Source organism: Streptomyces sp. NPDC101776 (assembly GCF_044766845.1).
Taxonomy (GTDB): domain Bacteria; phylum Actinomycetota; class Actinomycetes; order Streptomycetales; family Streptomycetaceae; genus Streptomyces.
Genome location: NZ_JBIWMV010000001.1, coordinates 1 through 26,499 on the forward strand (window position 1 = coordinate 1; position 26,499 = coordinate 26,499).

Sequence of the window (26,499 nt, forward strand, 5' to 3'; positions counted from 1 at the left end):
TGTCCTACGAACCCTTCACCCGTCCCCTGCACCTCCTCGGCATGACCCCGTGACCAGCAACTTCACCCACCCGGCAGGACTTTGGAACAGCCCTGGCCCAACACCCCACCTTGCGCTTCATCCGGCACGACATGTTCGCCTCCCTGCGCCGCTGGACCGGAGCCGACCTCCTCACCGAGGAAATCCCCGTCGATCTCACCCTCGCTGCGATGGACGCTGGCGGCGTCGACATCTCCCTTCTCAGCGCCTGGTACGGCCCCGAGGGCCCCCTCATCTCCAACGACGAGGTCGCGTCCTTCGTCGCCCACGCCCCAGACCGCCTGGTCGGCGTCGCCTCCGTCGACCTGCGCAAGCCCATGGAGGCGGTCCGCGAACTACGCCGCTGCGTCCGCGCGTTGGGGTTCAAGGCCCTGCGGGTCGTGCCATGGCTGTGGGGCTGGCCGCCCGACGACCGCCGCTACTACCCGCTGTACGCCGAATGTGTCGAACTCGGCATCCCCTTCTGCACCCAGGTCGGTCACACCGGCCCGCTGCGGACCTCGGAGACCGGCCGCCCGATCCCGTACCTGGACAACGTGGCGCTGGACTTTCCCGAACTCACCATCGTCGGCGGCCACATCGGCTACCCGTGGACGGAGGAGATGATCGCCGTGACGCGCAAGCACCAGAATGTCTACATCGACACCTCGGCCTACACCAGCAAACGCATTCCTCCCGAACTGGTCGGCTACATGCGCAGCAGTCGCCACAAGGTCCTCTTCGGCACCAACTACCCCATGATCACGGCCGACAAAGCCCTCGCCGATCTTGACGAACTGGGCTTGGACGACACCGCGACCGGTCTCTACCTGCACGGTCACGCGGAGCGGATCTTCGGGCTTGGCGGGGTGAAGGCCTAGCGACGTCGGTTCCCGTTCACTGCACGCTGGACACCGCTCAGCAGGCGCTCGCCTCACCGCGTACACGGAATCCGAGGTCGAACTCGTCATCGACCTCGCGGAGCGCCTGCGGCATCAGTACGGGTCGGTGCATGAGGGCGTCATCTGCCGTGCGGCGGACGGCGACCTCACGTTGGCTCCCACCACCAGGTCGGTAAGGGGGTCGGCCACAGCGGGGCTCGGCGTCGACTTCCTGCGTCCGGCCCGCGGTGATCTCCTCGTGGCCCGGGGCGTCGTGCTCCGTGCCACTCACCGCCAGGCCGCCTGCCGTTGCGAGGTGTACGCGATGGGCTTGCGCCCGCCGTCGCCGTCTCCCGCCGGGCGGACGGCGCCGACGCTGTGGCCGAGGGCCCGCTGCGCGCCGTACGCGAACGCGGCCTCCCGGGGCCTGCCGACAGCGCGATGGTCGAGCTCGACGACATCGAGGCGTCCCGCTGTGCGGCGCCCAGGCTCACCACGGTAGCGCCCGGCAAACGGGATCTGGCGTACTTGGCTGTCACTGCTCACATTCACCGGACAGCACAGCCGGGCGCCGGGCCCGACGAGTCGCCGATCCTTTTCGCCGGGCATCGGCCGATCGTATGCATGCGGTAGCTGACGCACCGTCAAGAGCGTGTGCGTGTCAGCTTTATACCGCCCCGGCCTGGAGGCGAAGCGGCGTTGGAGCGGCACGTACGCGATGATCACCGGCGCCGATGTGACGACCACGCCCGCGAACAGCGGGGGATAGCGGGTCTGGAACTCGCCCTGGAAGTCCGGCAGGGGGATGGTCTCCGTCATCTTGTGGATGCCGGAGACCATCGGACGGTGGACGGTGTCATCCGCAGTCGGAACTGGTCGCCGCACGGTCCCGGATCACGTAGGTGCCCACCGGGGTGCCATCGGAGTGAACGGTGTTCGCGCTGGCGTCGTAGTACGCACCATAGGAATTGATGTCGCTGTATCCGCGACCACGCCAGGGTGCCGAGTTGATCTGTCCGCCGCCCAGAGCCCCCCAGGAGTAGCGACTGACGTGGAACACAGGGTTGCTGCGCACCGTGCGCATGGTCGGGAGGAAGCTGATCCAGCTCATGGTCCGCGGTTTGACCGTTGCGCAGGGTCATCAGGAGCTTGTCCGTCTTGTGTTCCTCGTATTCTTCGTGGTGAAGCGGTAGAAATCCCATGTTCTCTGGGGGAGTTGAGCACGAGGAGAACTCCTCACCCTTGAAGGCCCACGGTCGATGGATAAAAGTCACGTGGAAACGGGACAGGCGCGATGCGTTCACCGGTCAAGTTCGGGCAGGGGGACGGGATGTCTTGGTGTGGATCTCCCGTGTCGGCGCGCGCGGGAAGCGCCGCGCAGCGAAGAGACGAGGGGATGGCCGCAAGACTCAGGACGCCTGCCGGTCCTCGGCCTTCCTGATCACCGGTGTCTCGTCGCGAACGGAGTTGGTGGACTCCAGGTGCTGCCGTAGCCAGCGCTCGGTGTTGTTGACATGCAGGAGGGCTGCGGCCTGGCCCAGGGAGGCGTCACGGGCGGCGAGGGCCTCGAAGATGGCCTCGTGTTTGGCGAGCGTGCGTCCGGAGGCCTGGGCATCGACGAGTCCGCGCCAGACGCGGGCGCGGAGGGTACGGCCCGAGATTCCCTCAAGAATGGTCAGCAGCGTTTCGTTGCCCGTGGCGGAGACGACGGCCCGGTGGAACGCGGCGTCATGCAGGTTCAGTTGCTCCACGTCGTCACGCGCGTCCCGCATGGCGTCCAGGTGCCGCTTGACCTCGGCCAGGTCCGCGTCCGAGACGCGGGTGGCGGCCAGCGCGGTGGCGACGGGTTCCAGCAACCGCCGTACTTCCATCAGGTCCAGCAGCGCGCCCGCGTCGCCCTGGAGAAGCTCCACGGCACCGCCGAGGCCCTCCAGAAGAAGGCTCGGCTGGAGGCTGGTCACGTATGTTCCGTCGCCCTGCCGGACCTCCAGCACCCGTGCGACCGCAAGCGCCTTGACCGCCTCCCGCGCCAGGTTCCGGGAGAGGCCCAGTTGAGCGGCCAGGTCCTGCTCCGGAGGCAGCTTTGAGCCCGGCGGCAGCGCGCCCGAGCCGATGAGCTCACGGATCTGCTTGATGGCCTTGTCCGTCAGGGACACAGGGAACTCCTTCCGTGAGCGTCTTCGGCGTGGAGGCTTTGCCCGCGGCCTACCGCGGAGGGGCGACGGGTACGTCTGCCCTGATCAGGCCTTGGGCGCGAAGATCGTCCCACAGATCCTCGGGTGTGTGCCGACTGTGCAGTTCCACGTTCCGAGCGACTTGTTCCGGACTACGCATGCCGAGGGTGACGTTGATGGTAGCGGGGTGGGTGAAGGGGAAGTCGATCGCGGCGGCAGGCAGGGTCGTGCCGTGCCGTTCACAGACCTCCGCGATCGCCCCGGCCCGCGTGACGAGGTCCGGCGGGGCGTTTTGGTAGTCGTACTTCATGCCCTCGGCGGGCCGATCCCGGGAGAGCAGGCCGGAGTTGAAGACCCCGACCGCCACGACGCTCTTGCCGAGTTCCGTCGCGGCAGGCAGCACGTCGTCCAGGGCCGACTGGTCGAGGAGTGTGTAGCGTCCGGCCAGCATCACCACATCCGCTGCGGTCTCGCGCAGCATGCGGGCGAGCATGGCCGACTGGTTCATGCCGGCGCCGATGGCGCCGACGACCCCTTGGTCGCGCAGGTCCGCGAGGGCGGGCATGGCCTCATCGGCGGCCTGACGCCAGTGGTCGTCGGGGTCGTGTAGATAGACGATGTCGAGACGGTCCAGGCCGGTGCGGGCGAGGGTGTCCTCGATGGAGCGGAGTACGCCGTCGCGGCTGAAGTCCCACTGCCTGCGCAGGTCGTCGCGCACGACGAAGCCCTCCGTGTCGACGCCTTGCGGTCGCTCGTTGGGCACGAGCAGTCGTCCCACTTTGGAGGAGACGACGTACTCCTGGCGCGTACGGTTCTTGAGGGCGGCTCCCAGGCGGTGCTCGGAGAGGCCCAGCCCGTAGTGGGGCGCGGTGTCGAAGTACCGGATGCCGGCTGCCCAGGCCGTGTCGACGGCCGCCGTCGCTTCCCGGGCGGATGTGATCCGATAGAGGTTGCCGATCGGGGAGGCACCGAAGCCGAGTTCGGTGAGTTCGACAGGTCTGTTCCCGATCTTTCGGTGCCTCAAGGTATGTCCTCCTGGGACCTGTTGGGCGCTGGCCGGTTCGGCGGGCTCAGCGTCTGACGTGGGCGGAGCCGCCCGCCATAAGGGCTTCGACCTCGGTGAGCGAGGCCATGGACACATCGCCCGGGGTTGTCATGGCGAATGCGCCGTGCGCTGTGCCGTAGGCGAGGGCGCGCTCCAGGGGAGCGCCGCTCAGCAGGCCGTAGACGAGCCCGGCGGCGAAGCCGTCGCCGGAGCCGATGCGGTCCAGGACCTGCAGGCCGGGCATCGGGGGACCGGTGACGAAGCCGGTCTCGGCCGACCAGGCTGCCGAGGACCAGTCGTTCACCCCGGCGGAGAGCACGTCCCGCAGGGTCGTGGCGAGCACCTTCACGTCGGGCAATCGGGCCGCTGCTTCGGCGAGGGCGTCGGGCAGTTCGTCGGCGCCGACGCGCACCGCCCCGGGATGCCGGCCGGCCAGGCCCAGGGCGCCCACCACGACGTCCGCGTGCCGGGCGAGCCGTAGGTCGACCTCACGGGCCCGGTCGGCGCCACCCCGGTCGGCCCACAGGCTGGGGCGGTAGTTGGGGTCGTAGGAGACCGTCACCCCGTGCCGCCTGGCTGCCGTCATAGCCTCGTGCGCCACGTCCACCGTGGTGTCCGACAGGCCGGCGAAGATGCCACCTGTGTGGAACCACCGCGGGCCCGCCGAGAAGACAGCGTTCCAGTCGACGTCGCCCTTCCGTAGCTGGGACACCGCGGTGTTGGCGCGGTCGCTGACGCCCAGCGCTCCCCGGATGCCGAAGCCGCGCTCGACGAAGTTCAGCCCGTTGCGGGCGCTGCGGCCGACTCCGTCGCCGGGCTCCCACCGGATCAGCGCGGTGTCGACCCCTCCTTGCAGGATCAGGTCCTCGGCGAGCCGGCCCACCGCGTTGTCGACGAGGGCCGTCACGATCGCCGTCCGCACACCGAAGCAGCGGCGCAGTCCGCGTACGACGTTGTACTCGCCGCCGCCCTCCCAGACCTGGAACGAACGGGCCGTACGGATGCGCCCCTCGCCCGGATCGAAACGCAGCATGACCTCGCCCAGCGCGATCACCTCGGCCCCGGGGCCCGTCATGCGACGCTCCGCCGCACGGCCTCGGCGGTCAGCCGCCGGATCTCCGCGTACTCGCCACGCTCCAGATGTCCCGCGGTCGCCATCCAGCTGCCGCCGACGGCCAGGACGGCCGGGTGGGCGAGGTAGCCGGACATGTGGGCGAGTCCGATTCCGCCGGTGGGTACGAAGCGGACCTGGGGGAACGGCGCTGCCAGGGAAGTGAGCATCGGCACGCCGCCCAGTGCCTCGGCTGGGAACAGCTTGACGGTGTCGATTCCGGCTCGCAGGGCCCGCAGCAGTTCGGTGGCGGTGGCGATGCCGGGGAGGACGGGCACGCCCAACTCCCGGCATTTGGCTACCACTTCGGAGTCGAAGCCGGGCGACACGATGAAGCGGGCCCCGGCGGCCACGGCCCGCTCGGCCTGCTCCGGTGTGAGTACCGTGCCCGCGCCGACGGTCAGCCCACCGTGCGCCGCCATGGACTTCAGCGCCTGCTCCGCCTCCGCTGTGCGGAAGGTGACCTCGGCACACCGCGCACCGCCCTCCACGAGTGCTTCCGCGAGCGGACCGGCCATCGTGGCACGGGGCACGGTCAGCACCGGCAGGATCCGAGAGCCCAGCACGGACGCCGGATCAGTACTCATCGGCCCAGCCATCCGCCGTCGACGGGCAGGACCGTGCCATGGACGTAGGCAGCCGCGTCGGAGGCGAGGAAGACGGTGGCGCCGGCGAGGTCGTCGGCGGTGCCCCAGCGTCCGGCCGGGATGCGGCTGAGGATCGCGCGGCTGCGTATCGGATCGACTTGCAGTGCGTGCGTGTTGTCGGTGGCGATGTAACCGGGGGCGATGGCGTTGACGTTGACGCCGTGCGGGGCCCATTCATTGGCCAGCGCCTTGGCCAGTCCGGTGATGCCGTGTTTGGCGGCGGTGTAGCCGGGGACGTTGATGCCGCCCTGGAAGCTGAGCAGCGAGGCCGTGAAGATGACCTTTCCCCGGCCGCGGGCCACCATTGCCGCGCCCACCGCGCGGGTCAGGGTGAACTGCGCGTTCAGGTTGACTTGGAGGACCAACTCCCAGTCGGCGTCGGTGTGTTCGGCGGCGGGGGCGCGGCGGATGGTGCCCGCGTTGTTGATCAGGATGTCGACCGGTCGCTCGCGTCCCGCGAGGTCGGCGCCGAGGGCCCGCACGGCCTCGGGGTCGGCGAAGTCGGTACGGATCGCCTCGAAGGTACGGCCCGCGGCGATGACGTCCTTCTCCACCGCGCTGCCGTACTCCTCAAGGTTCGCACTGACGCCGATGACATCCGCACCGGCCTCGGCGAGCGCGCGGGCCATGGCCCGGCCGATGCCGCGCCGGGCACCGGTGACGACGGCGAGTCTGCCGGTCAGGTTCATCATGTCGAGGACGGTCATGCCGAGGCCTCCGCCTTGTCGTTGCCGCAGTCGACGAGGATCTTCATCACGTCGCCGCCGGCCTCCAGGGCTTCGAAGGCCGAGGGCGCGTCGGTGAGTGGCACCACCTTGCTGATGAGCCGCTCGGCGGGAATGGTGCCATCCGCCACCAGTGTCACCGCCTTCTCGAAGTCCGTCCGGTCGTACAACCGGGCGCCGACCAGGGTCAGTTCGCGCCAGAAGAACCGGTGCAGGTTGATCTCGCGGAGGCGGGGATGGATGGCCACCAGGCACAGGCGGCCGCGAACGCCCAGTACCTCGACCGCCGTCTCGACGCCGGCCGCCGCACCGGACACCTCGAAGGAGACTTCTGCACCCGCGTCGTCCGTCCACTGATGGACCAACTCGGCAACGTCGTCCGCGGCGGGATCCCAGGTACTCAGCCCCAGTTCCTCGGCTAGCAGCCGCCGGTGGCTGCTCAGCTCGACGACGCGCACGTCGGCTCCCGCGGCCCTGGCGACCAGCGCGATCAGGATGCCCACGGGTCCGCCGCCGACCACGACGACACGGTCACCGTCCCGTACCCCTGCGCGCCCGACATCGTGCACCGCCACGGCCGTGGGCTCGACGAGTGCGGCCCGGTCGAGGGCGACGGAGTCCGGCAGGCGGACAAGGGTGGCGGCGGGCACGGTCCAGCGCTGCTGCATCGCGCCGGGGGAGTCGATTCCGATGAAGTCGAGGTGCTGGCAGATGTGTTGATGGCCGGAACGGCAGGCGGGGCAGGTGTCGTCCCAGCGCAGCGGCATCACGGTCACCGCGTCACCGGGATGCCAGCCCTCCACATCCGGACCGACGCGGACGACACGGCCGGACATCTCATGCCCGAGAACAGCGGGTGTGGTGACCCGGGCGTCCATGTCGCCGTGGAAGATGTGCAGGTCGGTGCCGCAGATGCCGACGTAGGCGGGGGCCAGTTCCACCTCGCCGGGGCCGGGCGCGGCGCTGACGCCGGGACCTGTGTCCAGGGTTCGTGCGGAGGTGTAGCGGACGGCGAGGGTCATTGTGGGGTCAGGGTCCCTTCGGCGCGGACGCCCATGGTCAGCAGCAGGTTGGCGTAGGTGCGTATGTCGGCGGTGACGACGGCCAGGGCCAGGTCCGGGGAGCGGGCGGCGTCGTAGAACGCGAAGCGGTCCAGCGTCTCTACAGGCAGGGGTGCCAGCCGGGAGCGGTACTCGGCGATGGCCGGCGGCTCCGGCTCGCCCGCGGGCGGGACCATCACCTGGGCCGACTCGACGGGTACGGCGCGCAGGAGCACGTCGAGCACGGTGGTGACGTCGAGCAGTCCGGGTGCGAGGTTGAGGTGCACAGTGGTGGCCCGTTCGCTGGTCGATGTGCTGGCGGGGTAGTGCCCGTCGGCGAGCAGTACTCGGGCGCCGTGTCCGGCTCCGGCGAGGGCTTCGAGGATGGCGGGGTGCAGCAGTTCGGTCAGGAGCACGGAGCCGTCCTCGGGTCGTCGTTCCGTACGGTCGTCGCGGTGTGCCCCAGCCGGTAGAAGTCGGTGGCGGTGTCGGTGAGGATCGCCCGGGTCTCGGACTCCGAGCAGCCGCGCAGGAGTTCGTCGACGGTGGCCGCCCAGCTGTTCCAGCCGCCGGCGAGGACGCAGACCGGCCAGTCCGAGCCGAACATCAGCCGGTCGGGGCCGAAGGAGGAGAGCAGGATCTCCCATATCGGCCGGATGTTACGGATCGTCCAGCTCTCGTGGTCGGCCTCGGTGATGAGCCCCGACACCTTGCACATCACCTGCGGATGTGCAGCCAGCCTCCGTATCCGGAGTTCCCAGTCGGCCAGGTCACCACGGGCGACAGGCGGCTTTCCGGCGTGATCCAGCACCAGTGGCAGGTCCGGGATGCGTGCGGCCAGCCGGATCGCCTGGACGAATTGATGGCTGCGGATCAGGACGTCGTAGCCGAGTCCGCGGTCGTGGACCGCTCTCAACCCGCGCTCCACCGCCGGGCGCTGGAGCCACGCCGGGTCCGGCTCACCCTGGACAAGGTGGCGCAGGGCTCGCAGACGGTTCCCGCCGGGACCGGCGCGCAGTTCGTCCAGTACGTCGCCGACGGCCGGTGAAGTGAGATCGGCCCAGCCCACGACCGCTTCGATGAGGGGGTCGGAGTCGGCGAGGGCCAGCAGTTCCCTCGTCTCGGCGACGGACGGCACGCACTGGACGACGACCGCACCCTCCAGACGGCGGCCGGCGATCGTACGGGTCGCTGCCGCGCGCAGGTCGCCGACGGCGAAGGTGCGGCGGATCGGCTCGTGGCCGGGCTCGTCCAGCCAGGGCTGGGGGCGCCGGTCGAGGTCCCACACGTGGTGGTGCGCGTCGACCAGCCGCATCGGCGAGGCGTCAGACACGGGCGGTCCAGACAGGTCCGTCGGGATAGGCGTACTCCTTGAGGGACGCCTGGTGCATCTGGGCGCTCAGCCCGGGGAGCGTGGGCGCGAGATAGTGGCCTTCGGTGAGGCGGACCGGGTCGACGAAGTGCTCGTGCAGGTGGTCGACGTACTCGATGACCCGGTCCTCGGTGGTGCCGGAGACGGCGACGTAGTCGAACATCGACAGGTGCTGGACCATCTCGCACAGGCCGACGCCGCCGGCGTGCGGGCAGACCGGGACTCCGAATTTCGCGGCGAGCAGCAGGATCGCGATGTTCTCGTTGACGCCGCCGACGCGCGCCGCGTCGATCTGCACGATGTCCACCGCCTGGGCCATTAGCAGCTGCTTGAAGACGACCCGGTTGGCGATGTGCTCCCCGGTGGCGACCTTGATGGGGCTCAGGGCCTTGCGGACGGCGGCATGACCGAGGATGTCGTCCGGGGAGGTTGGTTCCTCGATCCAGTACGGGTCGTAGGGGGCCAGGGCGCGCATCCAGTCGATGGCGGGCTGGACATCCCATCTCTGGTTGGCGTCCACAGCGATACGGATCGAGTCGCCGACCGTCTCGCGGGCGGTGCGCAACCGCCGTACGTCGTCCTCCAGGCAGGCGCCGACCTTCAGCTTGATCTGGGTGAAGCCGTCCGCGACGGCCTCGCGTGCCAGACGGGAGAGCTTCTCGTCGGAGTAGCCGAGCCAGCCGGGGGTGGTGGTGTAGGCGGGGTAACCGTGCTCCAGCAGTCGGCTGATCCGCTCCTCGCGGCCCGGTTCGGCCCGGCGAAGGATCTCCAGGGCTTCCTCGGGGGTGAGGGCGTCGGACAGCCAGCGGAAGTCGACCTGCGCCACCAGCTCTTCGGGCGGCATCTCGGCCAGGAAGAGCCAGACGGGCTTGCCGGCCCGCTTCGCCGCCAGGTCCCAGGCGGCGTTGACGACCGCACCGGTCGCCATGTGGATGGCACCCTTCTCCGGTCCCAGCCAGCGCAGTTGGGGATCGTGGACCAGCGAGCGGGAGAACGCGCCGAGGTCTGCGCAGACCTCCTCGACGGACAGACCCACGACGTGCGGGGCGAGCGCGGCGATGGCAGCGGCCTGCACGTCGTTGCCGCGGCCGGTCGTGAAGGCCAGCGCGTGGCCCTCCAGTTCGTCGGTGGCGTCGGTGCGCAGCACGACGTAGGCGGCCGAGTAGTCGGGTTCGGGGTTCATCGCATCCGAACCGTCCAGGTGCTCGGACGTCGGGAAACGTACGTCCAGGACGTCCAGGGCGGTGATGCGGGTGGACGCGGGTACGGCAGAGGGCATGGCGGCGACTCCTGTGGCGGTAGAGGTGGGATGTCGAGGGGGCAGGTCGTCGAGGGCGCCTGACGAAACCGGCGGGCGACGCGTCCGGCGTCGTCCATGGGCACGGCAAGTGGGAGACCGAGCCGGAGGCCTAGGCTCCGCCGTGGCTCAGGGTCACCGGACCCAGCAGACCCGATCGAAGTTGCCCGTCGAGGACGTACGGCGTCGGAAGGGTGGAGTAGAAGTTCGCCAGGGTGTTGGCCACCTCGATCTGGATGACGTTGCGACCCCGGCGGATCAACCCGGTCACGTCGAATTCGTGAGGTGGCGAGATGGTCGTGCCGACCGGTTGGCCGTTGATCGTCAGGGAGGCGGTGGCCCGGACCTCACCCAGGGAGAGCCGCACACGGCCTTCAAGGACGCGCCGTATCGTGATCGTTCTCGTGTACCTTGCCGCTCCGGAGTAAGCCGCCAGTCCGATCCGTGACCAGTCCCCGAGGCGCGCGACGCCGTTGGCGCATCGGAAGGCCACCGGTTCGCGGAAGACCGATCCTCCCCATCGCCCGGCGTCCGGACGGACCCGCAGACGCAGTGCGCATGAGGACGAGATCGCTCTGTTCCATTCGGCGTCCACCCGCCGGGCGCCCCCGGTCGTCATGGCGGTATGGATCCGGTCGGGAGCGCCGGCCGCGGATCGGATCCTGACATCGCCGTACACCGCCACGGTGATGCCCGTCAGACCCGGAGGACTTGTCAGGACGTAGTCGGTCCAGTCGGGTCGGCGGTCCGGTTCGGGGTCGAAGCTCAGCGCGGGACGGTCGCCCGCCCACCAGTGCAGAAGCGGTGGCGCGTGGTCCGGCGACGGGGGACTGATGGGGAAGTCGGCGGACTCGATGACGAAGTACCCGCGCAGGCGCCGTTCGCCGGAGTGGACGAAGCGGGCCAGGACGCCGTTGCTGCCCGGGATGACGGAAGCCTCGGTGAGCTTCCGCGGTGACCGGTAGTCAGGAACCTCCCACGGCGGAAAGTTGGCGGGTGCCAGTGCCTGCGCCTGGTGGATCGCTTCCGCACCGTTCAGCCACAGCGAGTACTCCGCCCGGCTGCCTGCGATCACCCGCACCGGGCCGCCGCGAGGGGAGTGGACCGAGGTCCACAGATACGTCACCGATCCGGCGGGTGCGTCGTCCGGACCGCCCAAGTCGATGAATTCCAGCGGTACTTGGCCCTTGAGCCCGTGGGGCCCGGTCAGGGGATCCGCCAACAGCGGGTCCTTCTCGATCCCGAACTGTTCGGAGAACTCGTACGGCCGCCAATCGACGTCCGGCCCGAGCGCTTTCGCGACGTCCGCCGGCCCGGCGATCGGTCCTCCCGGTCCCAGGGCGCGGAGCGCCTCGGTGAGTCCGGCGCTGTCGGCGCCGGGCGGGATCGGCCCGAGCCGCCACATCCGTGGACCGTACGAGACGCGGGTCGGTTCGCGTCCGGCCGTCGGCACCGTGTCCAGCAGGTGTCCCTCCGGCCCGAGCGGGCCGCTCGGGAGCCGGAAGTCCCCGAACTCGTTGTCCGCGGTCGGGATCAGCTGGAACTGCCAGGTTCCGTCAAGATCGGCGATCGTACGGCGACGGGCCGGCTTCGGCGACGTGCCGGCGGCGGGTCGGCCGTGGGCGGCTTTCGGTCCGGTGCCGGTCGCCGCCAAGGTCTGCCGTGCGGACACCTCCGGTTCGCCGCTGTGCGAGGGTTCGGCCCGCGCATGATCACCGGCCACGAGTACGACGGCCTGGCCGGCCAGCAGGTCCACCTCGACCTCGGCCCGCTGACCGGAACAGCGCGCGTCCACGGGACGGCGGCTTCCGTCCTCGGCGTTCCAGAGTTCGACGGGGCCGCGCGCCGACAGGCTCACCGATACTGTGCGGGCCGCGTCCGAGGCGTTGACCACCAGGTAGGCGTCGAAGTCCGGTGCGCGCCGATGGGTGACCAGCACGTCGGCGTCGCCGGTACGCACAGCCCGGGTGCGGTGGCGGTCGATGGCGTCGAGGATCCCTTTGCCCAGGGTGGCACCGGCGTGGGCGAGGCGCGGGAGCAGAACCGCGAGGCCCCCGCTGGTGTGCCGGTATTCGGTTGCCAGGGTCGGCGACGGCCTTCCCCAGAGTTTCTGCACCTGACCGGCGACGGTGCCGTGGTCTCCGTGCGCCTGGATCGGTTCGGGCAGCCGGTCGTAGGCGATGACCAGGCCGCCGGCGTCGAGGAAGAGGGAGAGCGCGTGCAGGGACTCGGCGCGGATCCACCGCATGCTCGGAACGATCAGTACCTGGTAGCTTTCGCCCGCGATTCGCAGTCGGCCGTCGGAACTCGTCGCCCGCTGGAGGGAGTCGTCGTCGATCAGGTCGGCGTCGCATCCCGCCCGGACCAGTTGCCTGATGATCTCCAGGGCACACTCGGCCGCTTCGGGTGACTGTCCCGCGTCCTGGTGGCCCAGTTGGGCCAGAGGCTCGCCGGCCACCTGCGCGGGTTCGATCGCGAGGTCGGCCGCCGGGTCCAGCACGGCGACATCGCAGCCGTGGGTGCCCTGGGACAGCAGCCAGCTCAGGCGGCCGATGTGACGCCACAGGCCCGCCGCGTGACGCCAGTAGGGCTGCCGGAAGTGGAAGTCCGGAGACGCCCACTCCCACCATCCGCCGCGGGTCGAGTGGTAAAGGCCGTGCAGGCTCACACTGGTCGCCCCGTAGGCGAACCCTTCGTTCACGCCGGCCAGGACCTGTTCCGGGGTGACGCCCCAACCGCTGCTGTGGAAAGCCTCGTTCCATACCCGCGGCCGTTCGTAGAGGTGAGCCAGCGAGCTGTTCACCTTGAAACTCTCCAGGCGGCGGGGTTCTTGGAGTTTCGGATCCTCGTTTCCCGGAGCGTCGTACCAGCGCATGGTGCGGGAGTAGTCGCCGTACACACTGCGCCCGATCCGTGGATCACCGCGGCCGAGCTGATCCATGGCCAGCATCGTGCCGTGGGCCCGGTGCCACTCGTACACCGGCTTGAAGTAGCTCTCCTCCAGAAGAGCCACGACCACATCGCTGTAGTCGAGCCGTAGCTTCTGGGTGTCGGGGCCGATGTCCCGCCAGAGCCCGGCCAGCAGCGGCATCAGGTCGTATCCCGTCCGGCGGCGGAATTCCTCCGGCACTCGGGCCGACCACATGGGCATCCTGATGCCCAGGTCGAGTTCGTCCTGGAAGAAGACGGTGAAGGTCGTGCCCAGCCGGTCTCCCAGCCGGTCGGCGAACGGCTGGTAGAGCCGACGTATCACAGCCTGACCGGAATCCGGGTGCAGGACGTCGAAGGAGAGCGGCTCTCCGTACAGGCTGGCGGGTTCGACCGTCACTACGACGATCTCCCAGCCGGTGCCCGGCGCGGCCCAGGTGAGTGTCCTGGAGTTGCCCGCCTCGGCGGTCAGATCGACGCATTCGCCGGAGGGACCGAGGGCCACGACCTGCAGTGCGTCGGTCGGCACAGTGACCGTCACCGGGCCGGGATGCCCTACCGCTGTCACTTCGGCCCGGAGACTGCCGGCACCGGTACCTGGAGTGTCGGCGCCGGCCGAACGCAGGATGTCGTTCAGGAGGATGTAGTCCTGCAGGCCGACGCTGAGTTCCCGGCGGGCGCACTCCTCGACGAACCAGGTGAAGAGGTCCCACCAGTCCGAGGTCAGGGGTTGCGGGTCGTCTGCGTCGAGTGTGCTGTCGGCGCGGTGGCTGTACCCGACGACGGTACCGGCGACACCGGATCCGGCGAGCTGGTCCAGTTGCCAGGTGAGCCGGTCCCGGTCGACGGGGCCGCCGGACCACCAGAAGAAGGGCATCGGGCCCCAGCCCGGCCCCGGATCCAGGAACCGCGTGTGCAGCGGTATCGGACCCGATGGTTCTGCCTCAGTCATTCGTGCGGTCCTTCTCGATGGAGCGCGGGCTCCATGAATGATGTCTATGTGGACGATTTGAGGGCATGCTGATTCCGCTCTCCGTATCGATTTCGGTTCTGCGGCGAACTCAGCCCTTGGTGGCACCTGAGGCGAGGCCGGAAACGAAGCGCTTCTGCAGCGCCAGGAAGAGGATCAGCAGCGGCAGGCTGGCCACGAACATGAAGGCGAAAGTCGTTCCGAAATCTGAATTGAACTGCCCGAGTGACCGATAGATTCCGGTCATGATCGTGGTTCCCGTTTCCGGGCCGAGCAGGATCAGGGGATTCACGAAATCGTTCCAGACCCAGACGCTCACGAAGATCGCGACCGATGCCATGGCGGGATGCATCAGGGGAAAGATGATCCGGGTGAAGACACGCACCGGCCCGGCGCCGTCGAGAGCGGCAGCTTCGTCCAGTTCCCGCGGAATCTCCCGAACGAAGCGCGAGAAGACGAGAACGGCGAATGGAATGTAGTACCCGACATTGAAGATGACGAGCCCGGCGTAGGTGTTCAGCAGATGCAGGGGTTTCAGCACCTGGGTCACCGGAATGAGGATGACCTGGAACGGAACGGCGAGGCCCAGGAGCAGGGTCATGGTCATCAGCCGCTGGATCGGTCCTTGGTGGCGCCCCAGGTAATAGCCCAGCATGGAGCCGAGCAGCACCACGCCGGCCATGCTGACGGCGGTGATGACCAGTGTTCGGACCAGGGTGCCGACCAGGTCGTCGTCCGGGGAGTCGAAGACCGAGATCAGGTTGCCGAGCGTGAAAGGGCCCGGCAGACCCATCGGGTCCGACGTGATCTGGGAGTTCTTCTTGAAGACGTTGACGATGGCCAGGTAGAGGGGGAGTGAGTACGCCGCCGTCACGAGAATCGCCACCGCATAGCGACGGACGCCGGTGCGGGTGCTGGTGACCAAGGCTCTTTTCGACGTCATCGGTCAGCCTTTCGGGTAAGAGCGATCCCGGAGACCGACAGGAGCGCGATGGTCGCCAGGATGACCATGGCGATGGCCGCCGCATAGCCGGACCGGTTTTCGTTGAACCCGATCCGCAGCACTTGTAGGGCACCCGTTTCGGTAGCGCCGTTGGGGCCACCGCCGGTGAGGATCAGGGATGTCTCGTAACTCTTGGCGCCATTGATGAGCATGATGGTCGAGTTCACCGCGAGAGCGGGCCTCAGCAGCGGCCAGACGACGTGGCGAAACCTCCGGATCGACCCGGCTCCGTCCACCTCGGCCGCTTCCAGGAGTTCCACGGGAATTCCCTGTAGTGCCGCCATGTAGATAGTGGTCGCGAATCCGATCATGGGCCAGACCGAAACGATCAGCACGCTCAGCTGTGCGCCTCGTGTCGTTCCCAGCCAGCTGTGCTGCAGCGATGTGAGGTGCAGGCTGTGCAGGAGCGAGTTGAGGATGCCCGCGTCCGTGAGGATGGACGACCAGAGGAAGGCGATGACGACGCCGCTGAGGATGACCGGGATGAACGTGACCGTACGAAGGGCGTGGAAAGTCCGTGACGGGCGGTTGAGCACCACGGCCAGTGCTACGCCGCCGGCGTTGGAGATCACGATCAGGAACGCCGTGATGGTCAGTGTGAAGCCGTAGGCGTGCCAGAACGTGGAATCCGAGAAGAGCTCACGGTAGTTGTCCAGCCCGATGAAACGGCCGCTGGAGCTGAGGAGGTTGTAGTCCTCCAGGGAGTAGAAAACGCACAGCGCGAGCGGTATCAGCACCGCGAACGTATAAAGAAGGAAGGGGGGTGCGCCCAGCACGGCGAACGTGCCGATCGCCCTGCCGGATCCACCGGTCCGGCGTCTGCGGGCCCGTGCACGCGGAGCGCCGTCAGCCGCACTCCGCACCGACTTGTCGTCCTTCATCGGGAGGTTCTCTCTCGTCCGCGGCGGGGAATCCCGCTGTTTTCTCGCCACCGAGGTGGTTCGTTCTCCTGCCAAGGGTCCCTCCCGGGTCGGGTGGTTCACGTTCGATCGGGCGGTGGGCAGGCGCCGGTCCGCGGGGCGCGATCACGATCGATACGTGCCCCGCAGCCGGCCCGGCTCCTGGCCGGTTCAGTCGAACAGGGTTGCTTACTTGTCGAGGCTGTCCCAGGACTTGTCGAGACTGGCGGTGAACGTCTTGGCGGAATCGCCACCGATCAGGCCCTGCATGGCCTTGCCGAAGGCGTCGCTGAATCCCGGAGGAGGCGAGTCGTCGCCCACCTCGTTCAGGAAACCGACGACGTGCTTGTACGAGGTGTCGTTGAGCAGCGCCAGTGAGGACAAGGTCGCGTCACTGGTGCCCGCCAGCGGTTTGATCCCCGAGACGATCGGCAGGACACCGTCCGACTTCATGTCGTTCGCCTGCCAGGACGGATTCGTGATCAGCGAGACGGCCGCCTTCTTGGCCTCGGCCGGGTGCGCGGTCTTCGCCGAGACGTAGACGGCGGCACCGATCGAGACCGGGAGGACCTTGCTGCCGTCGGCCGTCGGGAACGGGAACACGCCCACCTTGAAGGACGTCTTCGTCGCCGTCGCCCACGAGCCCATGGGCCACATGGCGGCCTTGCCGGCCTTCCACTGCGTGGTCGCCTGGGCGTAGTTGATGCTGAGCGCGTCTTTGTTGATCAAGCCCTTGTCGCGCAGTTCGACGAACTTGTCGACCGCGCCGAGGAAGTCGGCGTCAGAGAACTTGACCTTGCCTGCTTTGCGCTGGGCCAGCCAGTCGGGCGTCTTGCCGTAGACGTCGGCGCTCACGATTCCCTGGAGGAGGTACCCCGCGGACCAGAGATCCGAGCCGCTCTGGACCAGGAACGGAGTGATGCCCGCCGCCTTGAGCTTGACCGCGTCGGTGAGCAGCTCGTCGAAGGTGGTCGGGGGCTTGAGGCCGGCCTTGGCGAACGCCTCGGTGTTGTAGTGCAGCGCTGGGACCAGGAACGATCCGTTCCAGAGGTTGTAGGTCTTCCCGCCGATGGTGCCGTACCCGGACGGGACGTTCATCCCCTTCAGGTCGGCGGCGTCGAAGGAGAGCAGGGCTCCCGCCTTCACGAACTCGGACCCGGGAGCGTCCCACAGGATGTCCGGGAGCTGTCCGGTGGCCAGCAGTTGCTTGGCGTACGCCTGCCGGTCGAGGTTGGGCGTGTACAGCAGCTTGATGCCGATGTCCGGGTACTTCTTGGTGACGTTGGCGGCGGCGCCTTCCCACAGGGACTTCGTAACGTTGGGGCTGGTGAAGGTCAGGAACTTCAGTTCCGCCTTCCCGTCGCCGCTACTACCGGACGACCCCGATCCGCAGGCAGTGAGCAGCGTCGCGGATATGGCTAGCGCGGCTGTGAGAACCGTCGCTCGGCGAGACTTCACGGGCGTTCCTTTCAACTGGCGCCGGAACGGTCGCGGGTTGGTTGATTTCTCCCGATCCGGTCTACCTTGAGGCACTCGTCCCTCGACTGCATTGCGAGGACTGTAGCCGCCGATTGAGTCGTTTCACGTAGTCTTAACGCTAACCAGAAGTTGGACGATATTGACATCGGGGAGTAGTGGAGCCGTGGAAACACTTCCTCCGGAGCACGTGCTGCCGAGGCTCTCGACACCGATCGTTTCCCGCCAGGTGGTGCACGAACAGGACCTGCCGGCTCACGCCCACAGCTTCATGGAGGTGGCGATCGTCCGTGAGGGAACCGCCACGCATGTGTCCGCGACGGGCCCCCAGCCGATCGAGAGAGGGGCACTGGTCCTGCTCCGGCCGGGCGAGTGGCACGGGTACGAGGACTGCGACAACCTGGTGATCCACGATGTCTACATCGGACTGGACCTGTTCGCCCGCGAGTTGGCCTGGGTCGCTGAGGACCCGACCCTGGGGATCCTGCTCAAGCCTCCCCACCCCGGTCGGACCGCCCTGGTGAGCGGGCAGGTCAGACTCGGCACCGACGCTCTTGAGCGAATCGAGGCGTGGTGCGGGGTGCTGGCCGCCGCCGACCGGGACGCGGTCCAGGACCGGGCCATCAGGATCGGCCACGCCGTACTGATCCTGGGTGAGGCGGCGGCAGCGGTGGCTCCGGGGGCGAACGGAGGCTACCTGCCGGCGACCATCCACCGGTCCGTGCTGCGTGCGGTGCGGCTGATGGGGGACGAGTTGGCGGCCCCTTGGACACTGGAGTCCCTTGCCGGGGAGGTCAACCTCGCGCCCGCCTATCTCGTACGGCTCTTCAGCAAGCATCTGGGCATACCTCCGATTGCCTACCTCAACCGGATCCGGGCGGAGAGAGCCGGTGTGCTTCTGATCGAGACGGATCTTCCGGTCGCCACGATCGGAGCCCAGGTTGGCTGGACGGATCCCACCTACGTCAGCCGTCGTTTCAAAGCGTGCTTCGCCATGGCCCCCGCCCAGTACCGCGCGGCATTCCGCGCCAAGTTGGAGCGGCTCTGAATTCCCGCGTGTGATCACGCCGGGCAGGCCTCGCGTCCAGCGGGCCGGGAGTGACGCGGGGACGGGTGAGGTTCGCGACGCCGCCCCGATCGCCACCAGCGCGAACAGCCGAAATGACCCACCGGAGAATTGGACGCGCTTGTCTCCAAGGACCGAGACGGCGAGGTCAAGAATTTCCAACTGAATGTCAGCGATTGGTTAACCACTCGCTATTAGCCGGACCCACGATGGTGATCAAAAATTTACGGCACCCCGCACAAGGAGTACTCCATGTGGGCTACGGCCTGGTCCCATCGACGTTTGAAACTGATCGTTGTCGCCGCGCTGTCGGCATCGACACTCGTTGTTCCCGTCCTCACGGCGAACCCGGCGGATGCCGCGACCGTCGACTGGAACGCCCTGCAGACGGTTCTCACCAGGGCGACCTCGACGACGACCAGCGCGCCCACGGCGACTCCGAGCGACAATGTGCCCGACGGTCCGCTGATGGGTAACGGACACCTGACAGCGGTCGTCGGCGGCAGTGCGGCGGCGCAGACGTACTACGTCTCGTCCACCGACTTCTGGTCGGACAAGGTGCCGAGAATCATCGGCGGGGTCACGGTGTCCATCCCGTCCCTGGCGTCGGTGACGGCCTACAAGCAGGAGCAGGACATTCGCAACGCGGAGGTCCGCTCGACGTTCACCACCTCCACCGCGCAGGTCGTCGAACGGTCGTGGGTGTCGGCCAATGAGGACACCATGGTCCTGAGCCTCACCAACTCCTCCTCTGCGACCGCCAGTCCGGCCATCACCGTGTCGACCTACGCCGGATCGACGGTGTCGCTCCCCACGACCGCGGGACTGACCTCGGGCAACACGATGTGGGCGACGCGCAGTTCGAACGGTTCGACGTGGCTTGCCAACGCCGCGCTCGCGAGCAGGGTGCTGGACGGCTCCTCGGTGACGTACAGCACCGACAGCAGCACGAAGGCGTCCGCGGCCTTCACCCTCGCTCCCGGACAGACGGTCCACATCGTCACGGCGCTCGGTGACAGCGCCGGAAACGTCAGCGGTTCGCCCTGGCCCGCGCCGGCGTCGATGAGCACCGAACTCGCCGCGGCCCAGACCCGCGCAGGTCAGCTGAACGTCACTTCGGGGAACTCCAACTCGGTGCTCGACGCCGACGCCCTGCACACGGCCCACCTGGCGTGGTGGAAGAACTTCTGGATGACCGGCGCCACCATCGACCTCGGCGGCGGGGCGATCGAACGCTACTGGTACACCTCGCTCTACGCGATGGCGGCAAGCAACCGCACCGGCAGGTCAGCACCCGGTATGCCGAACTTCCTCACCGACGACACACCGGTCTGGGGCGGCAACTGGACCAACGACTACAACTTCGAGATGCCCTACCAGGGGCTCTACGCGGCGAACCACATCGAGCTCACGGACCCGTACGAGCGGGGCGTGCTCGACTGCCTGCCACAGTCCAAGACCATCGCGACGGCAGCCGGCTCCCAGGGTGCGATCTACGGAAACAACATGATGACGGGAGGCCAGGGCTGCGACTTCGTCACCGACGGCATGAAGGGCAACGCCGCCTGGCTGGCCACGAACTTCGTGAACCACTGGAACTACACGCACGACACCGCGTGGGCCGCCAGCACGGGCTACCCGTTCCTCATCGAGGTCGCCAACTTCTGGGACCACGACCTGAGCAAAGACTCCAGCGGCGTCTACAACATCACCAACAGCGCCCAGAACGAGTGGAGCAGCTACGTCCTCAACCCGATCGGGGACATGTCCTGGCTGCACTACATGTACCCGGCCCTGGTCCAGATGAGTACGGCGCTCGGCGTCGACTCCTCGCGGCGCGCGCTCTGGCAGGACATCAACACCAACCTGGCGCCCTACCCGACCTTCACGAACATCGGGCACACGGACTTCAAGGCCACGCAGGACGCACCCGGCTTCTACGGCGGCGACGCCAACCCGGTCAACGCGGTGAATCCGGGCAACAACATCGACCTGGGTTCCTCGGCCGCGCTGGTCACCACGGCGCAGAACACCGTCGAGGATCTCAACGTCTGGTGCCAGGGCAACTCCTTCGCCTGGATCTTCCCGGCAGCCGCCCGGGTCGGACTGCCCGAGACGTACAAGAAGTTCAGCAGCTACCTCGGCGGAGGGTGCGGTTCCAGCCAAGTCGGACTGCGCGGAAACTCCACGGTCGCCCAGTGGGGCGGCGGGGCCGAGACCTTCGGCGGCATGGAGACGGTGAACAGCATGCTACTCACCAGCGCCACGAACTCGATCCGGCTCTTCCCCGACTGGCCGCACGGCAAGAACGCCTCCTTCACCAACATGCTCGCGTCGGGCGGCTTCAGCGTCACGAGCAGCCTTGCCTCGGGTGTCGTCGGAACCACCAGCCTGACGAGCAACACCGGCGCGGACGCGCATGTGGCGAGCCCGTGGGCAGCGGGGACCATCTCGGTAACCGACACCACCACCGGCTCCACCGTGTCGACGACCACCGGAACACGCAATGTCGTGTCGTTCGCGACGACCGCGGGCCACACCTACCAGTTGACCGGTACCGGCAGCCACGACTACACCCGGCTCAACCTGTCGGGCATGGGAACGGCGTCGGCGAGTTCGACCCACACCGGGGACGGATGGAGTGTCCCGAGCCTGAACGACGGTGTCGAGGCCAGCACGAGCGCGTCGGCGGGCTGGTCCAGCGGTGACTCGGGTACGAGCAGCAACCACACCGAGTGGGCCCAGATCGACCTGGGATCCAGCCAGTTGATCGGCGCGGTCGACCTGTATCCACGAAGCGACTCGGGCAACGTCGGACAAGGTTTCCCGGTCGACTTCACCATCGCGGTCTCCAACGACGCGAGCACCTGGACGACGGTGGTCACCAAGACCGGCTACGCGCTGCCGTCGGGGGTGCAGAGCTTCCCCTTCACCACCAAGTCCGCACGCTACGTCAGGGTCACCGGCACCAGCCTGCGCGCCAACGCCTCCGACGGAGGCCAATACCGCATGCAACTCGCGGAGATGAAGATCTTCGGACCCACGGACCTCGCGCTCGACGCCACCCCGACCGCGAGTTCCAGTCACGAGGGCGACAGTTGGTCCGTCGCGAACGTCAATGACAAGGGCCTGGCGACCGGATGGTCGAGCGGCGACTCCGGTGTGGCCAGCAGTCACACCGAGTGGGTACAGCTCGACGAGGGTGCGGCGACCACGATCTCCGAGGTCGATCTGTACCCGAGGCTGGACACCGGGAATGGGGGAGCCGGTTTCCCGGTGAACTTCACCATCGCCGTGTCCAACGACGCCTCGACGTGGACGACGGTGTCCACGCAGACCGGGTATGCCCAGCCGACGGTCGTCCAGCCCTTCACCTTCACGGCGACTTCGGCGAGATACGTCCGGATCACCGGCACGACCCTCCGGGCGAACGCGAACGACTCCGGCAACTACCGCATGCAGTTCGCCGAAGTAGCGCTGAGATGACCGCCTGAATCCTGTCGGCGACGAGGATCCCTCGTAGCGGTCGGCCAACTCGACGCAACAGGCGTCGAGTTGGCCGGCTCCAGGGTGCCCGGCGAACAGTCACTGGGCACCCCTTGCCGACGATCTCGTCGATCAAGGAACCGGAGCCACGGCCTCCCCGCCGCCCGTTGTCGATTCCCACCTCCCCGCCCGACTTGAGTGGAGCGATCTGTCATGACCCGTACCCCCGCCACCGCCCGCAAGCCGAAGATCGGCCTTGTCGCGGGAGGACTCGGCGCCTACTGGCCGCAGTTCCCCGATCTCCTCCCGCAGTTGCAACGCTCGGCGGCCCGCGTCACGGAGCGGATGCGGGAATTCGACGCCGAGGTCGTCGACGTCGGTTTCATCTCCGACGCTCAGGAAGGCGCCGCCGCGGCCGAGAGACTGCGCGCCGCCGACTGCGACCTCATCGTCGGTTTCCTCACCACCTACATGACCGCCACCATGCTGGTCCCGATCGCCCAGCGGTCCGGCGCACCCGTACTGCTGATCAACCTCCAACCCACGGAGGCGATGGATCACGCGGCCTTCGACACCGGCCAGTGGCTCGCCTACTGCGGCGCCTGCCCGCTCCCTGAGATGGCGAACGCCTTCGAGCGCGGAGGCATCCCCTTCCGCTCGGTCTCGGGCCACCTGGAGGACGAGCGCGCATGGTCACGCATCGGCCGCTGGATTCGCGCCGCCGGTGTCCGCTCGGTGCTGCGTCACGGTCGTCACGGACTCATGGGCCACCTCTACCCAGGGATGTACGACGTCTCCACCGACCTCACCATGGTCACCGGTAACCTCGGCGGCCACGTCGAGGTCCTGGAATTCGACGACCTGCGCGTACGGGTCGAGAAGGTCACCGACACCGAGGTCAGCGACAAGCTCGCCGACACTCTCAAGACCTTCGAACTCGCCGACACCGTCGTCCAGGACGACCTCAGATGGGCCGCCAAGGTGTCCGTCGGACTCGACCGACTCGTCAGCGACTACGACCTCGACTCGCTCGCCTACTACCACCGGGGCCTCGACGGCGAGACCCATGAAAGGCTCGGCGCCGGCATGATCCTCGGCGCCTCGCTGCTCACCGCCCGGGGCATCCCCGCGGCCGGCGAGTACGAGTTGCGCACCTCGCTTGCCATGCTCATCACCGACCGCCTCGGCGCCGGCGGCTCGTTCACCGAGCTTCAGGCGCTCAACTTCCGTGACGGCGTAGTAGAGATGGGCCACGACGGTCCTGCCCACCTCGGCATCAGCGAACGTCGCCCGCTGCTGCGCGGCCTCGGGGTCTATCACGGCAAGCGCGGCTGGGGCGTGTCCGTCGAATTCGACGTGAGACACGGCCCGGTCACGGTGGTCGGCCTCGGCCAGACCCGCGACGGTCGGTACAAGCTGATCGCCTCCCAGGGCGAGGTCGTCAACGGGCCGCTCCTGAAGATCGGCAACACCACGTCCCGCGTCGACTTCCGCGCCGACCCGGGGGAGTGGACCGACGCCTGGAGCGCCAGCGGCGTCGCCCACCACTGGGCGCTCGCCACCGGCCACATCATTCCCGAACTGCGATCGGTCGCCGAGCTCACGGGTCTGGAGCTGATCGAGGTAGGAGAGGTCGGCGACCGCGTGGCTGCCTGGTGCAGTTGTGCAGCCACGAGACACAGGGGCGGTCGGGCTTCGTAGGATTGCCGGCCGCACAGGATGGCGTGGACGACGTCGATCCTGCGATCTGCCCCGCCGGTGGCCGGTGGATCCGGCGGGCATCCGCGCCGCAGGTTCGGTCCTCGTGCGCGGAGCCCTGAGCAGTGTCGCGTCACATCAAGGCGTGAGGGTTTCATTGGATGAATGAGGCTTGCCGTATGTGCGACCTCGGCCTCCAACTCGCTTTCTGCACAGGCGATTCTGGCTCTTCCTGTGTGAACCTGTGAGTTCGAACGAAGCCGTGACGGGCTCTTTCATGGGATGGCTACTGGTGGGTACAGTGCCGACCGGCATACCTCCGCACTTGCCAGGAGTATGTCGCCCCCTCCCCTTTCCGCTCCCCGTGAACGCCTCAGTCTGCGGAGTGTGTTCACCATGCCCAAAAGGAATTCGATGCGAAGACTGTTCTCCGGTCTGGCGACCGGAGCCCTCATGCTCACCGGCCTGGCCGGGGTGACCATCGCCGCGGCGGGCCCCGCCGCCGCGGCCGACTCCGGCAGCTTCAGCGTGCTGGCGTACAACGTCGCGGGTCTCCCCGAGTCGCTGTCGAGCGCCGACACCCCGCGCGACACCAGCACGACGGAAATCGGTCGGCGCATCGCCTCCTACGACATCGTGAACGTGCAGGAGGACTTCAACTACCACGCCTACCTGTACTCGACCGACACCCACCCCTATCGCACCGCGACCAGCGGCGGCGCGGGCATCGGCAGCGGGCTCAACACCGTCTCCAACTACGCCTGGGACGGCGACGACTTCGAGCGCGTCCACTGGAACTCCTGCCAGTTGGACTCAGGTGACTGCCTGACCCCCAAGGGCTTCACGTTCATGCGCGAGCGCCTCTCCGAGGGCGTCTACGTCGACTTCTACAACCTGCACACCAACGCCGGTACCAACGACGGCGACGAGGCCTCCCGAGCCGACAACCTCAGTCAGTTGACCTCGTTCATCCAGTCCCACTCCGCGGGCAACGCGGTCGTCGTCATGGGCGACACCAACACCCGCTACACCCGATTCGCCGACACCATCGCGGAGTTCGGCGCGGCCAACGGACTCACCGACGCCTGGGTGCAGTTGGAGCACGGCGGCGTCGCCCCTGCCAAGGGCACTGACCCGCTGCTCTGCGACGAGTCCGCCGTGACCAACACCTGCGAGGTCGTCGACAAGATCCTCTACCGCAGCAGCAAGTTCGTCACTCTCAACGCGACGTCCTACAACAACGAACACGCCAAGTTCCTGAACTCCGACGGGCTCATGCTGTCCGACCACGACCCGATCACGGCCGGGTTCACCTGGAAGACCAACCCCGCTTACCAGTTCAGCGAGCAGTTCGGCGGCCCGCACGGCGACTACTTCGACGACGTCGACAGCGTGCCGTGGGGTGCCCAGGCGACCGCGATCTCGATCCGCACCGGCGCCCGTGTCGACCAGGTCGGTGTCACACTGAGCAACGGCACGACACTCAAGCACGGCGGGACAGGCGGCGACGCCGCGTCACTGACCCTGGGCAGCACCGAGTACGTGACGAGCGCGTTCCTGTGCCGGGCCGAGCACGACGGACATACCCGCGTGTTCTACGTCAAGTTCACCACCAGCCTCGGCCGGACGCTGGCCGGCGGGGCCACCACGTCCGACTGCGTCACACGTACCGCGCCGTCGGGCTGGCAGATCTCCGGCTTCCACGGCCGCACCGGCGACGAGGTCGACAAGATCGGCTTCATCTACACCCCCAACGACTTCACGCTGGTCAACCGGGCGACCGGCAAGTGCCTGGATGTGAACGGCTGGTCGAGCGACAACGGAGCGAACGTCCAGCAGTGGACCTGCACCGGCGGCACGAACCAGCGCTGGCGGGTCGAGGCATTGGGCGACGGCACCAGCCGGATCATCAACACCAACAGCGACAAGGCCCTCGACGTGTCCAACTGCGGCACCTCGGACGGCACGGACATCCAGCAGTGGGCCTGGCTGGACAACGCCTGCCAGCGCTGGACCCTCACTGATACCGACAGCGGATGGACGCGCCTACAGAACCCCAACAGCGGCAAGGTTGCCGACGTGGCCAACTGCGCGAGCACCGACGGCACCGACGTACGGCTGTGGACCTGGCTGAACAACTACTGCCAGCAATGGCGACTACAGCCCTGACCATGTGCCGGCGCACAGGGCGCCACAGTCCGTGAGACCGGCCACGTCGATCGGACGTCGTCGCAGGCCCGACGCCGAGATGGTCGGATCACACCAGTGAATGTCGAACGGCCGGTGGAGCACGAGCCGATGAGGCGGACGGTCGGCGTGCAGTGGCAACGGCTCCTCGTTACCTGGTGGTGTGGGCGCAGGATGCGGGTGTCCGCAGAGGACGTGAAGGTCTTGCGCGGTGTGTGCCGAAAATCGGTGGCGTCGTGGCCCGTGCCTCTCCTAAGATCGGTCTCGTTCGAGCGGCGCCCCCGAGGTGTCGTTGGCGACTCTGCTTGTGCTGTGGGAGGTGTGACCGATGGCTGTCGTTGAGATGGGCGCTGCCCGCATCCGGAAGTTCATTAAGTCCACCCCTGTGGCCACCGGCTGACCTCTCTTCTTCTCCCGCGTCTGTGTGCGCGGTGCCGGGGCCACCCTTGTGAAGGGTCACCCCTTGTCTTTCTCTT

Annotated in this window: 21 protein-coding genes and 1 pseudogene; 8 read left to right on the plus strand and 14 right to left on the minus strand. The window is 67.9% G+C overall.

Annotated features, from left to right (window positions below):
• Positions 1-110: 110 nt before the first annotated feature.
• The 3 genes from ACIRRY_RS00005 (at position 111) to ACIRRY_RS00015 (ending at position 1,532) form a co-directional block, all read left to right on the plus strand.
• Complete coding sequence (locus tag ACIRRY_RS00005; protein WP_403965766.1) at positions 111-899, plus strand: amidohydrolase family protein; 789 nt, start codon at positions 111-113, stop codon at positions 897-899.
• A gap of 127 nt (positions 900-1,026) precedes the next feature.
• The gene (locus ACIRRY_RS00010) at positions 1,027-1,401 is read left to right on the plus strand and encodes a PaaI family thioesterase (protein ID WP_403965769.1); all 375 of its coding nucleotides are present in this window, start codon (positions 1,027-1,029) and stop codon (positions 1,399-1,401) included.
• Complete coding sequence (locus tag ACIRRY_RS00015) at positions 1,293-1,532, plus strand: hypothetical protein (RefSeq protein ID WP_403968250.1); 240 nt, start codon at positions 1,293-1,295, stop codon at positions 1,530-1,532. The genes ACIRRY_RS00010 and ACIRRY_RS00015 overlap by 109 nt, the downstream gene beginning before the upstream one ends.
• 223 nt (positions 1,533-1,755) lie before the next feature.
• On the opposite strand, the gene ACIRRY_RS00020 is transcribed toward ACIRRY_RS00015, so the two are convergent.
• From ACIRRY_RS00020 to ACIRRY_RS00085, 14 genes are all read right to left on the minus strand, one after another.
• Positions 1,756-2,010: a hypothetical protein gene (locus ACIRRY_RS00020; RefSeq protein WP_403965772.1), complete on the minus strand. Its 255-nt coding sequence runs from the start codon at positions 2,008-2,010 to the stop codon at positions 1,756-1,758.
• Positions 2,011-2,308: 298 nt separating this feature from the next.
• A complete protein-coding gene (locus tag ACIRRY_RS00025; RefSeq protein WP_403965773.1) occupies positions 2,309-3,055 on the minus strand; it encodes a FadR/GntR family transcriptional regulator in 747 nt (248 codons plus the stop codon).
• 49 nt (positions 3,056-3,104) lie between these two features.
• A complete protein-coding gene (locus ACIRRY_RS00030) occupies positions 3,105-4,097 on the minus strand; it encodes an aldo/keto reductase (RefSeq protein WP_403965776.1) in 993 nt (330 codons plus the stop codon).
• Positions 4,098-4,143: 46 nt separating this feature from the next.
• Positions 4,144-5,193 carry a PfkB family carbohydrate kinase gene (locus ACIRRY_RS00035; protein ID WP_403965779.1) on the minus strand — a complete coding sequence of 350 codons (1,050 nt, stop codon included), beginning with the start codon at positions 5,191-5,193 and terminating at the stop codon, positions 4,144-4,146.
• Positions 5,190-5,816 carry a bifunctional 4-hydroxy-2-oxoglutarate aldolase/2-dehydro-3-deoxy-phosphogluconate aldolase gene (locus tag ACIRRY_RS00040; protein ID WP_403965782.1) on the minus strand — a complete coding sequence of 209 codons (627 nt, stop codon included), beginning with the start codon at positions 5,814-5,816 and terminating at the stop codon, positions 5,190-5,192. The genes ACIRRY_RS00035 and ACIRRY_RS00040 overlap by 4 nt, the downstream gene beginning before the upstream one ends.
• A complete protein-coding gene (locus ACIRRY_RS00045; protein ID WP_403965784.1) occupies positions 5,813-6,583 on the minus strand; it encodes an SDR family oxidoreductase in 771 nt (256 codons plus the stop codon). The genes ACIRRY_RS00040 and ACIRRY_RS00045 overlap by 4 nt, the downstream gene beginning before the upstream one ends.
• The gene (locus ACIRRY_RS00050) at positions 6,580-7,623 is read right to left on the minus strand and encodes a zinc-binding dehydrogenase (protein ID WP_403965787.1); all 1,044 of its coding nucleotides are present in this window, start codon (positions 7,621-7,623) and stop codon (positions 6,580-6,582) included. The genes ACIRRY_RS00045 and ACIRRY_RS00050 overlap by 4 nt, the downstream gene beginning before the upstream one ends.
• Positions 7,620-8,057: an RbsD/FucU domain-containing protein gene (locus ACIRRY_RS00055; RefSeq protein WP_403965790.1), complete on the minus strand. Its 438-nt coding sequence runs from the start codon at positions 8,055-8,057 to the stop codon at positions 7,620-7,622. Before ACIRRY_RS00055 ends, ACIRRY_RS00050 begins: the two co-directional genes overlap by 4 nt.
• A complete protein-coding gene (locus tag ACIRRY_RS00060; RefSeq protein ID WP_403965793.1) occupies positions 8,048-8,974 on the minus strand; it encodes an amidohydrolase family protein in 927 nt (308 codons plus the stop codon). The genes ACIRRY_RS00055 and ACIRRY_RS00060 overlap by 10 nt, the downstream gene beginning before the upstream one ends.
• Complete coding sequence (locus ACIRRY_RS00065; protein WP_403965796.1) at positions 8,967-10,292, minus strand: enolase C-terminal domain-like protein; 1,326 nt, start codon at positions 10,290-10,292, stop codon at positions 8,967-8,969. Before ACIRRY_RS00065 ends, ACIRRY_RS00060 begins: the two co-directional genes overlap by 8 nt.
• Positions 10,293-10,422: 130 nt before the next feature.
• On the minus strand, positions 10,423-14,190 hold the full coding sequence (locus tag ACIRRY_RS00070; RefSeq protein ID WP_403965799.1) for a glycosyl hydrolase: 3,768 nt from the start codon (positions 14,188-14,190) through the stop codon (positions 10,423-10,425).
• Positions 14,191-14,299: 109 nt separating this feature from the next.
• Positions 14,300-15,133, minus strand: a complete 834-nt coding sequence (locus ACIRRY_RS00075) for a carbohydrate ABC transporter permease (RefSeq protein WP_403965802.1) — start codon at positions 15,131-15,133, stop codon at positions 14,300-14,302.
• A gap of 14 nt (positions 15,134-15,147) precedes the next feature.
• Positions 15,148-16,092: a carbohydrate ABC transporter permease gene (locus ACIRRY_RS00080; RefSeq protein ID WP_403965805.1), complete on the minus strand. Its 945-nt coding sequence runs from the start codon at positions 16,090-16,092 to the stop codon at positions 15,148-15,150.
• A gap of 207 nt (positions 16,093-16,299) precedes the next feature.
• A complete protein-coding gene (locus ACIRRY_RS00085) occupies positions 16,300-17,568 on the minus strand; it encodes an ABC transporter substrate-binding protein (RefSeq protein ID WP_403965808.1) in 1,269 nt (422 codons plus the stop codon).
• Positions 17,569-17,752: 184 nt separating this feature from the next.
• On the opposite strand from ACIRRY_RS00085, the gene ACIRRY_RS00090 reads away from it, so the two are divergent.
• From ACIRRY_RS00090 to ACIRRY_RS00110, 5 genes and pseudogenes are all read left to right on the plus strand, one after another.
• Positions 17,753-18,634, plus strand: a complete 882-nt coding sequence (locus ACIRRY_RS00090; RefSeq protein ID WP_403965811.1) for an AraC family transcriptional regulator — start codon at positions 17,753-17,755, stop codon at positions 18,632-18,634.
• A gap of 300 nt (positions 18,635-18,934) precedes the next feature.
• Positions 18,935-22,138 (plus strand): discoidin domain-containing protein, encoded by a 3,204-nt coding sequence (locus tag ACIRRY_RS00095; protein ID WP_403965814.1) that lies wholly within the window; start codon positions 18,935-18,937, stop codon positions 22,136-22,138.
• Between the two features lie 213 nt (positions 22,139-22,351).
• Positions 22,352-23,839, plus strand: coding sequence for an arabinose isomerase (locus tag ACIRRY_RS00100; RefSeq protein WP_403965817.1), 1,488 nt, complete (start codon positions 22,352-22,354; stop codon positions 23,837-23,839).
• 411 nt (positions 23,840-24,250) lie between these two features.
• Positions 24,251-25,585, plus strand: a pseudogene (locus ACIRRY_RS00105) (jacalin-like lectin); the annotation flags it as partial.
• Positions 25,577-26,005 (plus strand): RICIN domain-containing protein, encoded by a 429-nt coding sequence (locus tag ACIRRY_RS00110; RefSeq protein ID WP_403968252.1) that lies wholly within the window; start codon positions 25,577-25,579, stop codon positions 26,003-26,005. The pseudogene ACIRRY_RS00105 and the gene ACIRRY_RS00110, both read left to right, overlap by 9 nt.
• Positions 26,006-26,499: the final 494 nt, after the last annotated feature.

Excerpts from the sequence above, each read along its gene's own strand:
- ACIRRY_RS00020 (WP_403965772.1), bottom strand. The coding sequence starts at position 2,010 with ATGAGCTGGATCAGCTTCCTCCCGACCATGCGCACGGTGCGCAGCAAC.
- ACIRRY_RS00035 (WP_403965779.1), bottom strand. The coding sequence starts at position 5,193 with ATGACGGGCCCCGGGGCCGAGGTGATCGCGCTGGGCGAGGTCATGCTG.
- ACIRRY_RS00040 (WP_403965782.1), bottom strand. The coding sequence starts at position 5,816 with ATGAGTACTGATCCGGCGTCCGTGCTGGGCTCTCGGATCCTGCCGGTG.
- ACIRRY_RS00045 (WP_403965784.1), bottom strand. The coding sequence starts at position 6,583 with ATGACCGTCCTCGACATGATGAACCTGACCGGCAGACTCGCCGTCGTC.
- ACIRRY_RS00050 (WP_403965787.1), bottom strand. The coding sequence starts at position 7,623 with ATGACCCTCGCCGTCCGCTACACCTCCGCACGAACCCTGGACACAGGT.
- ACIRRY_RS00065 (WP_403965796.1), bottom strand. The coding sequence starts at position 10,292 with ATGCCCTCTGCCGTACCCGCGTCCACCCGCATCACCGCCCTGGACGTC.
- ACIRRY_RS00070 (WP_403965799.1), bottom strand. The coding sequence starts at position 14,190 with ATGACTGAGGCAGAACCATCGGGTCCGATACCGCTGCACACGCGGTTC.
- ACIRRY_RS00080 (WP_403965805.1), bottom strand. The coding sequence starts at position 16,092 with ATGAAGGACGACAAGTCGGTGCGGAGTGCGGCTGACGGCGCTCCGCGT.
- ACIRRY_RS00100 (WP_403965817.1), top strand. The coding sequence starts at position 22,352 with ATGACCCGTACCCCCGCCACCGCCCGCAAGCCGAAGATCGGCCTTGTC.